General features: G+C 61.9%; 12 protein-coding genes. All 12 read right to left on the bottom strand.

The genetic code is table 11. From position 1 onward, the window contains the following. Positions 1 to 14: 14 nt before the first annotated feature. The gene (locus ACN0RC_RS05825; RefSeq protein WP_417509750.1) at positions 15 to 1,160 is read right to left on the bottom strand and encodes a flavin reductase; all 1,146 of its coding nucleotides are present in this window, start codon (positions 1,158 to 1,160) and stop codon (positions 15 to 17) included. Then, the gene (locus ACN0RC_RS05820; protein WP_417509748.1) at positions 1,150 to 1,920 is read right to left on the bottom strand and encodes an alpha/beta fold hydrolase; all 771 of its coding nucleotides are present in this window, start codon (positions 1,918 to 1,920) and stop codon (positions 1,150 to 1,152) included. The genes ACN0RC_RS05825 and ACN0RC_RS05820 overlap by 11 nt, the downstream gene beginning before the upstream one ends. Beyond that, complete coding sequence (locus tag ACN0RC_RS05815; protein ID WP_417509745.1) at positions 1,920 to 2,342, bottom strand: carboxymuconolactone decarboxylase family protein; 423 nt, start codon at positions 2,340 to 2,342, stop codon at positions 1,920 to 1,922. Before ACN0RC_RS05815 ends, ACN0RC_RS05820 begins: the two co-directional genes overlap by 1 nt. Positions 2,343 to 2,473: 131 nt before the next feature. After that, positions 2,474 to 3,574: an LLM class flavin-dependent oxidoreductase gene (locus ACN0RC_RS05810; protein ID WP_417509743.1), complete on the bottom strand. Its 1,101-nt coding sequence runs from the start codon at positions 3,572 to 3,574 to the stop codon at positions 2,474 to 2,476. Further along, a complete protein-coding gene (locus tag ACN0RC_RS05805) occupies positions 3,571 to 4,482 on the bottom strand; it encodes an NAD(P)-dependent oxidoreductase (protein WP_417509741.1) in 912 nt (303 codons plus the stop codon). Before ACN0RC_RS05805 ends, ACN0RC_RS05810 begins: the two co-directional genes overlap by 4 nt. Continuing rightward, the gene (locus ACN0RC_RS05800; protein ID WP_417509739.1) at positions 4,479 to 5,885 is read right to left on the bottom strand and encodes an amidohydrolase family protein; all 1,407 of its coding nucleotides are present in this window, start codon (positions 5,883 to 5,885) and stop codon (positions 4,479 to 4,481) included. Before ACN0RC_RS05800 ends, ACN0RC_RS05805 begins: the two co-directional genes overlap by 4 nt. Before the next feature lie 201 nt (positions 5,886 to 6,086). Then, a complete protein-coding gene (locus ACN0RC_RS05795; RefSeq protein WP_417509737.1) occupies positions 6,087 to 7,250 on the bottom strand; it encodes a PucR family transcriptional regulator in 1,164 nt (387 codons plus the stop codon). 93 nt (positions 7,251 to 7,343) lie between these two features. Then, positions 7,344 to 8,366 (bottom strand): Gfo/Idh/MocA family protein, encoded by a 1,023-nt coding sequence (locus tag ACN0RC_RS05790; RefSeq protein WP_417509735.1) that lies wholly within the window; start codon positions 8,364 to 8,366, stop codon positions 7,344 to 7,346. Beyond that, positions 8,363 to 9,784 (bottom strand): amidohydrolase family protein, encoded by a 1,422-nt coding sequence (locus ACN0RC_RS05785; protein WP_417509733.1) that lies wholly within the window; start codon positions 9,782 to 9,784, stop codon positions 8,363 to 8,365. Before ACN0RC_RS05785 ends, ACN0RC_RS05790 begins: the two co-directional genes overlap by 4 nt. 11 nt (positions 9,785 to 9,795) lie before the next feature. Next, the gene (locus tag ACN0RC_RS05780; protein WP_417509731.1) at positions 9,796 to 10,839 is read right to left on the bottom strand and encodes an ABC transporter permease; all 1,044 of its coding nucleotides are present in this window, start codon (positions 10,837 to 10,839) and stop codon (positions 9,796 to 9,798) included. After that, positions 10,836 to 11,822 carry an ABC transporter permease gene (locus ACN0RC_RS05775; protein ID WP_417509729.1) on the bottom strand — a complete coding sequence of 329 codons (987 nt, stop codon included), beginning with the start codon at positions 11,820 to 11,822 and terminating at the stop codon, positions 10,836 to 10,838. The genes ACN0RC_RS05780 and ACN0RC_RS05775 overlap by 4 nt, the downstream gene beginning before the upstream one ends. After that, positions 11,819 to 13,315 carry a sugar ABC transporter ATP-binding protein gene (locus tag ACN0RC_RS05770; protein WP_417509727.1) on the bottom strand — a complete coding sequence of 499 codons (1,497 nt, stop codon included), beginning with the start codon at positions 13,313 to 13,315 and terminating at the stop codon, positions 11,819 to 11,821. The genes ACN0RC_RS05775 and ACN0RC_RS05770 overlap by 4 nt, the downstream gene beginning before the upstream one ends. Positions 13,316 to 13,344: the final 29 nt, after the last annotated feature.

Raw genomic sequence — 13,344 nt, 5'->3', positions numbered from 1 at the left:
GGAGAGTTTGAGCGTCAGATGACTCCGCCGCTCAACGCGAGCACTTCCCGCGCGCGCTCCTTGGCAATGCGCGAGTACTCGCGAGCAGCATCCTGCGCGCCTGATTTGTCACCGCCGCGCAGCGCTTCGAGCAGCCGACGCTGTTCTTCGACGAACTGCTGCGATGTCTCTGCGGTTGCCCCGAAACTGCGAGTCATGACCGACTTGATCGCCAGGCCTTCGAACATCGACGTCAGGATCGAACTGCCCGCCAGCGCGACGATCCCCTCGTGAAAGCGGTAGTTCGCCTCCAGATAGGCGTCAAAGTCGACGAAACGATCGTCGATGAGCAGTGCCGCCATCTCGTTGAAGGTTTCCTCGAGCTTGATGATTGTCACGGGTGAAACCTCATCGCCGATCGTCTCGATCACTCCGAGTTCGATGACCAGTCGTGCATCGAACGTCGCGTCCGATGCACGCACGTCGAATGGCAAGACGCAATAGTCTCCGTCCGCTGCACGGCGCACCAGGCCGTCACCCACCAAACGCGTCAGCGCGAAGAATGCCGAAGCCTCGTCCGCTTCCAGAGTCGCGGCAACATCGACAACCTTCAACACCGCGCCGGGGTCGTACGCACGCGTCAGAACCTTTTGACGCACCGCACGGTACGCTGCCTCATCACGCTCGTGCGCGAACTTGCCGAACCCACCACGAAAGTACGTCAGCGGTTGACCGGGTTCATACTCAGCATTGATCACGCGACCGATGTAGATCGTGTGAGTGCCACCGACGACCGATTCGACAACCTCGCATTCGATTCGCGCCAGTGCGTCCTCCAGTAGCGGCGCGCCGAGAAGGCCATACTTGACGGCGACGCCTGCGAACTTATCGTCGCTCGGAACCGCGAACTTGTGCGCTAGCACGCCGCCCCGCTCCGCGAGCACGTTGACCGCATAGTGTCCGGTCTCCGCGATTGCAGCAGCCGTCGGCACGGAATTGTTGATGCACGCGAGCATCATGGGAGGATCGGCCGACAGCGAGGTGACCGAACTTGCCGTCATCCCGTACCTACTGTCGCCAGAACCGGTCGTGATGACTGTGACTCCGGACGCCAAGTGTCCGACGACATCTCGAAACTGCCGCCCGTCCACTGTCGGCAGGGCCTGCTTCTCAACGGCCATCGCTGGTCTCCTTGTCTAGATTCGATGAGTCGTCGAGAAAATCGACGACCAGGCGGGTGAACGTTCCGGGACGTTCCAGGACCACCGCATGGCCCCCCGATAGCCATTCCAGCCGAGCGTTAGGAATCTGCGTAGCCAGCTCGGGAGCAGCAGCGACGAAAGCCGGACCATCGTGCTCACCGCACACCACCAGCGTCGACGATGCGATCCTTGAGATGTCCTCTCTCAGATCAATGTCGCGCAGCAATTCGCACGCACGGGCGTATGCCTCGGCGGGCATCGCGCGAAGCGTCTGCTCGGTGCGCTCTTTCACCACCTGGTCAGAGAAACCGTCCGTGAACCACAGCGTGAATGTCGGCTCGATGAACTGGGCCGTTCCTTCCGCGCGCGCCGCGTCAGCGCGATCGCCCCACATCTTGCGCATCGCCTCGGGATAATGTGCCACGGTATCGGCGAGCACCAGTCTGCGCACGAGCTGCGGGTGGGTCACGGCGAGCCGCTGGGCAAGAATGCCACCCAGCGAAACACCGACCACATCCGCGCTTGTTGCATTGAACTGCGCCAGTGCCGAAGTGATCTGCGTGGCGAGCCGATCAGTGGGCTCGTCAATATGAGCATTCGGCGAGATCTCAGCGGCCGTGCCGTGGCCGGCGATATCGATCGTTATCACGGAGCGATCGCCGAAGCGGTCGCGCACGGGTTCCCAGAATTCCTGATCCGCGCCTAGCGGATGCAGCAGAACAACAGGAGTATCAGCCATCACAGCACCTCCGGGATCAGCCGCGGCGCATCCGCAGGTGCCGGGCTCTGATCAACATTCATGATCAGGGCCAACGTTGTGTAATAGCCAATCGTCGTCGTCAGCTCTACGAGCGTCTCGTCACCGAGGGGGCGCACGTGCGCGAACGTCTCGTCAGAGACCTTCCCCGTCGACAGCAGCTCACGGGTCATCTCCCACACATCCGCCAACTCCTGGCGTCCGCTGCGTGGCCGTCGACCGGCAGCAATGTCTTCAATCACCGACTCCGGCACACCCGCTTTGAGCGCGATCGGCTGGTGGTGGCCCCATTCGAACTGCTGGTTCCAGTGCCGAGCGACCGTCAAGATGGTCAACTCAAACAGATCGCGATCAAGCCTGCCCTCGAACCGAAGAAACTCGCCAACCTGCTGAACGCGCGTCATGAGCTCTGGCGCGTGCATCAGAGGAACGAAGGGCCCAAACAGTGCGCCGCGCGGACCTGAGCTGATGCGCGCTGCGGCCTCATCCTGTACTGCGGTCCATTCAGCTTTCGCAGGCAGCGGCAGCCGCGTGCTCACAGCCGTTCCAGTTCGGCATTCACCAACGGCATGACTTCGTTCGCCATAAGCTCCATCGAACGGCGGCCGAGCGTCTCATCGGCCCAGTCCATGCCCGCATAGACGATCTCGCCGAAGTCACCGACTTCGCTTCGCAGTTCAAGAATGCTCGCCGCCACCTGCTCGGGTGTGCCCGCGATGACAAGATCGCTCATGATCTGATCGAGAGTGACGTCCTCATCAGGCGCTGCCTGGTCTTCCTTGAAGAGCCCGAGCCTGCCGAGCAGAGACATCTTCTTGTGCATCTGGGAATAGTAGAAGCGGTACGGGCTATCCTCACGCGTCAGGGCGTATTCTTCGGCAATCTCCGGAGTATCGGCGACGAAGATCGTCCGTGCAATCCGCCAGTCGGCGGGATCGGCGACGGCACCGATGCTTTCCTTTCCCTGCACGTAGTTTGGCCAGTGCGTCTTGACCCACTTCGGCAGGAGGAAGTTCGCCGAAAGCGGGTGGAAATCCTTCTGTCCCATCACGATGACGCCCTTCGAGAAGGGCGCAACCACTGTTCCCACGATCTCGGGACGCGGCTGTTGCAGCGGCTTGGGCAAGATGCCCATCGACAGTTCGCGATTGATCGTCCGCGAAGTCGACACCTCAAACTGGTTGCCGGGAAAGCTCAGGTCGTAGGGCGCCTCAGACTCCCAGATCGCAGTGATCATATCGATCGAGTCCGCGAAGATCTTGTTGCGGTCCTCGTCGAGAATGCCGAGAACCTCGGCATCGGATGCGAGTGCTCCGGGGCTGACACCCAAGATGAATCGCCCGTTGGCGATATGGTCGAACATCGCTGAGTTCGCCGCGACCAGAGCCGGGTGCTGGTGTGACAGGTTGGTGGTACCAGTGGCCAGCTTTATCTGCTTGGTGTCAGAGATCAGTGTCGCCAGGAACAACAGGCTGTTCGTGACGTTCTCGTGCTCATCGGTCAGGTGCTCACCGATGAATGCATCATTGAAGCCCAACTGGTCGGCGAGGATGACAGCCTCGCGGTCTTCTGTCAGGGTCTCCTGCCAGGTGCGCCCGAGTGGGTGCAACGGCATCGCGAAGTATCCGAGTTTCATTTGTCTGCACTTTCTTGTTGAGCGGGAGTTTTGTCGACGGGGAGGCCGCGCAGTACTTCCATGACAGAGGCCGCGTCCTCGACGCCGCGCCCCTGCGCGGCTGCCTCGTCATAGATGACTGAGGTCGTCTCGATCAACGGCATCGGCGTACCGGACACCGCCGCGAGGTTTCTGATGGCACCGAGATCCTTCACGAAGATGTCAACGCTTGCCATTGCCGGCTCGTAGGTGCTCGAAAGCATCAGCGGACCGCGCACCTGTAGCATTTTCGAACCACCGGCACCGTCTTGCAGAGCGGCGAGCGCCGCCGCCGCGTCAAGGCCGGAGCGCTGCGCGAGTAGCAATGCCTCAGCTGCGGCAAGATTGTGAATCGCCACCAGGGTGTTCGCGACGAGTTTCATCTTCGTGCCGTTTCCGAATGCGCCAACCTCGTAGACGGCTCGCGTGAACGCAGCGACAATTTGCCTAACCTCGTTGAGGACAGTGTCGCCGTCGGCGCTCAGGTAGGCGACGAGATCACCCTTGGCCGCCTGGGCGCTTGTGCCACTCAACGGACAGTCGATCAGGACGATCCCGCTCGAAGCCGCGATGTCGCGCGCTGTGTGCTTCTCACCGATAGTGAGGGTGCTGGTCTCGATGATGACCGGGGGCCGGCCAACAGTCGAGAGTTCGTGAAGCACTGCGTCCAGCGCTGCCACATGTGGCAACGACGTGATGATCACTTTCGCGACATCTGCAATGGCGCCTGCACTCAAGGCAATCTCACCACCGGCGGCCGAGTGGGCGCTGCGTGCCGGTTCCGAGAGGTCGAAGCCGACCACTCGATACCCGGCTCGCAGCAGATGATCAGCGATTGGGCGCCCCATGGCGCCCAATCCGATTAATCCAACAGGCAATGCGGTGCTCATACCGTCTCTCGGCTGACCTTGTGGATGCCCGGAGTCCAAGAGCCGCCCAGGCGTGCATCCGCAATCGACGGGCGATCAAGCGCTGCACGGAACAGGTAGTCGCGTGACGCGATGGCGCGACGCTTGACGTCATCGAGGTCGCCGCGCAAGAGCTTGCCTTCGCGCTTGACTGTCTTGCCGCGCACGAGCACGGTGTCAACGAGTCCGGGGTGGCCCGAGTAGACCAGCGCTCCAGAGGGGTTGTTCAAGGGCGTCATCGCCAGACCATCGGCGCGCACGATGATGATGTCAGCGTCTTTACCGGGGGTGAGCGATCCGGTGATGTGGTCAAGGCCGAGGGCGCGCGCACCTTCGATGGTTGCGAACTCGATGACGTCCATGCATCTGAGGCGAACGGCCTCCTGCTCGCCGGGTACCGCTTCAGCTTCACTGTCGAGCAGACGCTGCAGAGCGATGGTCGACTTCATCGCGTTGAACATGTCGCCACCGTTGGAGACGCATACGTCAATCGAAAGGCTCGGACGCACGCCGGCGTCGAGGAGCCTGCCGGTGGCGGGAACGCCCATGCCCATCTGCGCTTCGACGTCCACCGACACCGATGCCGTCCCGCCCGAATCGGCGATCATCTTAAGTTCGTCGTCTGCGAGAGTGCAGCAGTGCACATGGGTGACGCGATCATTGAGCATGCCGTGATCGCGCATCCACGCAACTGGGCGCTGCTTACCCCATTCGCCATCGCCGTTGTGAACAGTGACGCGAGTATCAAGTTCCTGAATGAGCTTCCAGTCGGCGGCAGCAACCTCGGGGGTGCTGAACTGCGGGCCACGCAGAGCAAACGCCATCGTAGACAGCTGGTCATTCGAGGAGAAGTACTGATCGCGGATACGCAGCACGTCGCGGGTGTGCGGCACATTGCTCGGAAGGTTCCACATCGTCGCACCGCCGCCGTGTGCGAATACGGATCGCATTCCTGTGCTCTGCAGCGCCTCAACGGCCGCATCTGCGTGCTGGGGGGTATCGATGTTGTGCGACCAGTCCAGCAGGGTCGTGATTCCGCTGTCGAGTGCTTCGAGGCCACCGAGCAGGTTTCCGTTATAGGTGTCCTCTGGGCGGAAGTCGCCGCTGAGGCCAAGGTGCACACCCATCAGATACTGCCCGTGGGTCCAGTTGGAGCCGATGTGACGGACGACGGCCTGCCAGAGGTGGCGATGGGAATCGACGAAACCGGGCATGACGATGGCTCCGGATGCATCGATGATCTCGGCGTTGTCGGCTTCGAGGTTCGGAGCGATCGCGACGATCTTTCCGTCCTCGATGAGTACATCACCCGAGTCCAGTTGCCCGATCTTCGGGTCAACGCTGATTATCGTGCCGTTCTTGATCAGGGTGCGTGAGGCAGCCATTGAGTCACTCCTTTGTCGTCCAACCGGGCCTTCGAATGCAAGTCAAGCTTTTGAGCGGGGCTGATGCAGTGTGAGAAGGCATGAAAACTGCGTGCCGCCGATGACAGGTTGTGTGATTTCTGCCGCAGCAATCCTCACGAAGCATCCGGAAATGCGCGTGATCACACGTCGACCCCGTCATGGAGCGCCCGAAAATGGGGGTCAGTCGGCGCCGAAGGTCCGCCACAGTCGCAGCGCAACCTGCAGTTCTGTACGGCGATCCTGAAGCGGACCGAGAAGCTCTTGCGCGCGCTGCAGGCGGTTTCGCACGGTGTGCTCGTGCAGTCCGAGACTGTTCGCAGCCGCGACGTGTGAGCCATACAGAAACGACGCAGCGATCGTCTCGCGCAGACGCGCCGCCTCTGGTGTGTGGTTGGCGAGCAGGCCAAGCTCTTGACGCACGAATTCGCGAGCCAGTTGAGGGTTCTGCGTCAGGAGGATCTCCAAGCGAACATCCGAGAATTTCAGCACACGGATCGCCGCCGCGGGCTCGGATGCCTTCAGGCTCTGGCGGACCGTTTCAATGCGCTCGACCTGGTCCAGGGAAGTGCGCAGCCCCGCGCGGCCGAATGCCGGGGCGCTCACCGACGCCGCGTAATCATTGTCACGCAGCAGTTGTGCAAGCTGTGTCAGACGGTCCTCGGTCCACGGCGATGCAGCGCCCAACCAGAGCAACGAAGAGCTCATGCGTCTGCCGTACAGGAGTGAGCCCTCAAACAGCCCAGAGCGGCGAAGCGTGTCTGCCAGCCGTCCGGCGATCTCGGCTGGGACCTCAGGGAAGAGAACGGCGACGTGGTGGTTCTCCAGAATATAGTCGAGCGTCACCAGATCTGCCGGGTCCATCGGATCGTCTTTATCTTCCAGGAGAGCTTCGATCAGTCGCTGACGCACATGGTGACGTGAACTGTTCAGCGCCTCTTCTGATGCGGCCAGATTCGCCGACAGTTTGGAGACGACAGCGTCGTGGTAAACCATCACGGTTGCCGCCAGTGACTGCTGCGCGCGGGTCTGCTCTGTCGCGCCCACTTTCAACCGCTCGGAGACCGAGGCGACCAGTGTCGACCATTCATGCCACTGCATGAAGAAGCTCAAACGGTACGAACGCTGCATCGCCACTTGCGTGACGCGCATCTGCGCTTCGACGTTGGTGAAGCGCAGCCTGTTCTCCAACGGAACATCGTCGAGTGTGATGGCGCCGATCAGCACATCCCGCAGAGCTTGCACGTTCTCGTCGACGCTTCGAAATAGAGAATCGATGAACACCGTGTCCCCGCGAAGCGCGGGGAAGGCATCTTCTGCGCAGCGGGCGACGATGCGATCGCGCAATCCAGGCAGAGGATGGGAGAGCACATGGGTGAGCGACCAGCGAGGCAAGACGAGCGGAAAGCCGGCTTCAGATTGCAAAAGTCGCTCGGTCAACTATGTTTCTCGCACTTTCTCGATGCCCCCGCTGATTGCGGAGCGCACAATCGCTTCAAAGGCGTTGACGTTGCGCTGGATTGCCGCTTCGTCGATAGGATACTCCGTCTTATTCACGATGGCCTGAGCGAATCGCTCGAGGTTCTCCAGCACCCCAGAGAACGGCGGATAATAGGTTTCTTCCACCGAAGAGCCGTCACGCGTGTAGCGCACGTCCCACCCCGATGGATCCTCCGGATGGCTGCGATCACGGATCTCATACCATCCGTCCGAGCCCATCAGACAGACCCGTCCGATGAACGGTGTCGCCAGAACTGCGGAGATGTTTGCCGTCGCACCCGAAGCGAAGCCCAGGGTCACGGTGAGCGTATCGCCGTTGCCGAACGATGTCGCCAGCGTGCCCAGTCGCGCCCATACCTCTTTCGGCTCGCCCAGTACGCTGATCGCCAGATCTACCAGATGGATGCCGGTTGCCGACAACGGGCCGACCGGCGCCAGTGTCGCCGAAAGCCTCCAGTTATCAGGCGGAAGACTGAGGAACTTGTTCTGGCTGAAGTTTCCTTCGAACACTAACGGTGTGCCCAGCTCCCCCTCGCTGACGAGGCGCTGCATGCGCTGCACTGCGGGCTCGAAGCGGCGCTCGTGACCCAGCCCCACCTGTACTCCCGCTGCGCGTGCCGCTGCGAGTGCCTCCGCCGCCTCCGCAGAGGTCACCGTGAACGGCTTCTCACAAAACACATGCTTACCTGCTCTGGCGGCAGCGATGACCTGTTCTGCATGGAACGCGTGCGGCGTGCACAGGATCACCGCGTCGACGGACGGGTCAGCCAGTGCCTCCTCGAATGCTGAGGCGGTCGGCACTCCCATGCTCGCGAACTCCGCGCGGCTCTGTGCAGATGGATCCACCCCGAGCACGGGCCGGATTACATCGCTCTTCGACAGCAGTCGAGTGATCGTCATTCCCCACCAGCCGAGGCCGACGACGGCGACCCTAAGCGGCAGGGGCAGCTCGAGGTCATTCACAGGCTCATGTTCCGGACGGCGGTCTCTTCCATCGAGATGAGAGACATGCTCTCTTCAGGCGGTAGCACCACTCCGGTCGTGCGCCGGACCGCGTCGAGGATGGCGTCGCGGGATTCTTCGGCGACTCGTCGTGCGCCGGCATAGTCCACGCCGACGAGGCGCCCGTCGCGTTTTACGATCTTGCCTGCGACCATGACGATGTCGATGTCAGCCGGATGCGAATGGAAGATCACCGTTCCCGGCTCCTCCAGCATCGGCCACATGTTCGGTTCGCGGGCGCTGATCACGATGATGTCGGCTTGTTTTCCCTTCTCCAGGCTGCCGATCTGAGACCCGAGGCCGAGCGCCTCAGCCCCGTTGATCGTTCCCCATGCCAATGCATCCATCGAGCTGGTCTCGAGCACGAGTGGCATCTCTTTGCGGGCGTTGAAGCCATCATTGACCCGCACGCGCGAATCTTGTAGGCCCAGACGCAGCTGTCCTACGACGTCGCCACCATTGAGCGTGATGATGTCGCACCCCACCGTCGAGCGAATACCGTACTTCCTCGCTTCGTTGAAGATCGGATGCCCCATGCCCATCTGGATCTCAGTGTCGGGCGTCGAAACCACGGTGCAGCCAGCGCCGGCCAGCATGCGAAACTGCTCGGGCGTGCTGGTGTTGCAGTGCACATGAATCTGACTCTCGTGAAGGAGCCCGGCGCGGTGCATCGGTTCCACTCCCTGCGAGACCGTGACACCGAAATAGTTGTTGTTGTGGATCGACTGCGGCACCTGCATCTCCAGTGCGGCCTCGATCTCTTTGACGCTGTCGCTCCACGGGATCAGTCCGGTCTCGGTCAGAGCCATGCCCATCGTGACGAGGCTGTCCGACGACGGCAGCAGGTCGTCGTGGATGCGGTGCGCGTCTGCGATGCGGTCTTCGACAGTCTTGAATGCCGCATGCTCGACGGGAGCGGGCACGAGTCCGTACCCGTAGACCGCTCGCAACCCACTCTTGAGAAGTGCCTCAACGCCCGCTGTGGCGTGGTCGGGGCTGTTATTGCTGTGCGAATAGTCAAACACCGTCGTCACACCTGCGTTGAGCGCTTCGAGCGCACCGACGTAGTTTCCTGCCCCGACGTCTTCCGGTCGCATCACCGGTGAGATGCTGAACCGGATTCCGCGCATGTACTCGTGCAGCGTCCAGTCTGCCAGCATTGCGCGCATGTTGGTCTGCCACATATGACGGTGGTTATCGACGAATCCCGGCATGACGATGCCGCCGTCGGCGTCGATAATCTCGGCGTCGTCCTCGGGCAGATCGTGCCCTACCTCGAGGATCTTGTCGTCGCCGATCAGCACCTGTCCACGAGACAGAGTTCGGCGCTGACGGTCCATCGTGATCACATAGGCGTTCTTGATGAGCTTCTTGTGCATTACCTTGCTCCTCAGCGGTGTGAGCGAGAGTCAACAGACCGCGCGCGGCCAGAACCCTCTCGAAGTCGGCGGATGTAGCGGATTATTACCGGAGTGGCGAACACAGTCACGATTACCAGGAGTGAGCCCCTGACGAGGCTGGAGACAAACTGCGGGCTCGCCATGTCGGTGAACATTTGCGACAAAAAGCTGAGTCCGAGTGCGCCAGCGGCGATTCCGACGGGTGTGCCGCGCCCACCGGTCAGCGCGATGCCGCCCAGCAGCGCAGCGGTGACCGCAAAGATCAGCGGGGAGAGCCCGGGGTTCGAGGTCGCGGTCGCGACACCATAGCTCTGCAGCGTTCCACCCAGAGCCGCCAACGTTCCAGATATCGCGAACGTGCCGATGACGATGGGATTCACGCGCACTCCGGCAGTGCGGCTCGCACGGCGACCGCCACCTGTTGCGCGCATATCACGACCCAACGGCGTCGCAAGGAACAGAACCGAGATCACGATTATCACCAGGATGGCAATACCACTGCGCACCGAGAAGATACCGGCGATAGGCAAGTTCAAGAAAGCGGTCAGGTCGAAGTTCGCGTACGGCTGACTGCGGTCGTCTCCGATCGTGCCGGTGGCTCCGAGCGTGACCAAGTATCCGGCGAGTGTCACAGCCATCGAATTCACCGCGAATCGTGCGATGACGAATCCTTGCAGCGCACCGAACACTCCGCAGAAGACCATCGCAGCAAGTGCCCCGACCAGCGGATTCTCTCCGCCGAGCTTCACCGCGATCATGCCGCCGAGAGCATATGTGCCCAGCACCGACAGGTCGAACTCACCGATTATCATGGTGAGGCCGATCGCGAGCGCGACCAGAGAAAGCCCGGCGAAGCTCTGCAGAGCGTTGTACGTGCTGAAGAGTGTCGGTGTGCGGCCGTTCAACAGAGGAACGATATACAGGACGATCAGCATCGCGAGCGCAAAAGCGAGCGGCCACAGCGAGATCGCACGATTGGCGCGGCTTGTCAAAGAGGACACCGTCATCATGGTGGTGGTCGTCGTGAGCCTCATCGGGTCTCTCCGTCCTTGGAGTTCACGTGGTTGAGAATGACGACCGCGCCGACGATGAGTCCGAGCACGAGCATCTCAAGCGGGGGCGAGAAGCCGCGCAGTAACAGCATCGAGGACACTGCCGCGATGAGGACAGCGCCGCCAGCGGCCTGCAGCACAGACCCGCGGCCACCGGAGACGGCAAGCCCGCCCACCAGGACCGCAGCGATCGCGTCGTAGGTGAGTGTGCCCGCAGTGGTCAGCGTTCCGCTCTGGTTGAACGCGCCCAGAAGCACGCCTGCAATGCCGGCGGTAACGCCAGCGATGGCGAACGCACCGGTCGTCAGGCGCGTCACCGGAAGAGCCGCTGCTCGTGCGGCCTTCGGGCTAGAGCCCATCAGTATCAGCTGCCGGCCGAATACGCTGCGGCGCAATCCGATCTCGCCGAGGATCACGACGACGACGAAAACGTACACAGGGAAAGGGATCCCGAACAGCGGTGCGGCGAGAAAAGCGAAGTCGGGGGAACCTGCCGGAGGGTGCACCGACGTTCCGCCCGACATCCAGGTCGCGCCGCCTTCGAGCAGTGCACCGGCGCCGATCGTGATGATGATCGGGTTAGCGCCGAAGCGGCCGACCAGATATCCCTGGGCTCCGACGATCAGTGCACCGACCAGCATGGTGCCCAGGATCGCGATGACGAGCCCGAATCCCAGCAGACTGAGAAACACCATCGCGCAAACGGCGACGGTGGCGCCCAACGACATCGAGAACAGATGCCCGCCGATCACGATCGCGGCCGCGCCCACGGCAATGATGCCGACGACTGCGGCGGAGTTGAGAATGGCGCGCATATTCGACAGCGTGTAGAAGCCATCTGTCATGAACGTCGCGATCAACAGGAACACGATGAAGACAATCGCCACGATCCGTGCGACGGGGAGGTATCGGTTGAACCGAGAAGTGGCATGCGTCCTCGGACGCGCGGTCATTGTGGAGTTCATGCTGCGTGCTCCTGCATTCCGTGGGTCATATCGGTCAGCACCTGTGCCGCGCTGACATCAGCTCGCGAATATACGGCTACGACACGCCCCCCGAACATGGTGACCACAGTGTCTGACAGCTCCAGAACCTCGTCGAGCTCCGTCGAGGAGAAGAGCACTGCCGAGCCTTCGTCGGCTGCGCTACGGACCAGATCGTGGATGTCGGCACGCCCACCGACATCGACCCCACGCGTCGGCTCATCGAGCACGAGCAACCGGCAGCCCTCTTTATCGAGCGATCGGGCAACGAGTACTTTTTGCTGATTTCCGCCACTGAGGGCCCCTACTGGCGTGCGACGCCGATCCGGGGCGATGCCGGTCAGTTCCAACAGCCGCCGGATAGAGCGGCGTTCCTTGAGGGAATTGAGAAAACCTGCCCCACTCACGCGGGGCAGCCGGGTCGCCACGAGATTTCGGGCAATGGAATGGCCCAAGAACAGACCGTCGATCTTGCGATCGCTGGTCGTATATAGAATGCCGGCGCGCGCGCTGCGCAGAGGATTGCCGAGCTTGAGCTGCTTGTTATCGATCGACACCGTTCCGCCGACATACGGCACAAGGCCGCCGAGCGCACGGAGCACATCGCTGGCACCGCATCCGACCTGGCCTGCGAGGCCGACGATCTCGCCGGGTGCGATCTTGAGATCGAAATCGACGAGGCGCGGTTCCACGGCGAGATCCTGGATCTCGACGACGACTCCCTCGCTCACTGTGCCGCGTGCTTGCGTGTCGACTTCGGGGAGGTGCCCAAGCATCATGTGCACGATCGACTCTCTCGATAGATTACTGACCTCTTCGGTACCCACGCACTTGCCATCGCGGAACACGGTGGCCCGCTGGCACAGTTCGAGAATCTCGCCCAGCCTGTGCGAGACATAGATAATCGAGCGTCCGTCGGCCGCCATCCGCCGCACTGCACGGAACACCATTTCAATCTCGTGCTCGCTGAGCGTCGCCGTCGGCTCGTCCAGGATCAGGATCTGCGCATCACGGCTGAGTGCGCGAGCGATCTCAATCAGCTGTTGCTCTCCCAGCGGGAGCGACCCCACCTGATCCTTCAGTTCGACACGCGAAAGGCCGAGGGAATCGAGGATCTCACGGAGCACTGAGGCGTGAGGCACATAACCGCGCGTAGCTCCGAGGGTCAGGTTCTCGCGCACCGACAGCGTCGGTACCAGAGAGAGTTCCTGGTCAACAAGTGCGACGCCGTTAGCTTGTGCCTGGCGCGGCGAGCGCGGATCAACCAGCTGTCCGTTGATGAGCACCTCGCCGCCATCGGGCTGCACGAGCCCCGACAGCACCTTGACCAGCGTGCTCTTGCCTGCGCCGTTGTGGCCGAGCAGCGCGTGCACTTCACCGGGTGCGACGTCAAAGCTGACTCCGGCGAGGGCCTTCACCGCCCCGTATGACTTGGAGATGTCTCGCACTTCGAGACGGGAACCTGTACTGCTCATAACTCATTCCTCCGGGGGCGGCCCATACC

Origin of the sequence: Microbacterium sp. (assembly GCF_048259935.1) — a bacterium.
Lineage (GTDB): Bacteria > Actinomycetota > Actinomycetes > Actinomycetales > Microbacteriaceae > Microbacterium.
Note: the sequence above shows the minus strand (reverse complement) of the source record. Positions and strands in the feature narration are given on the sequence as shown.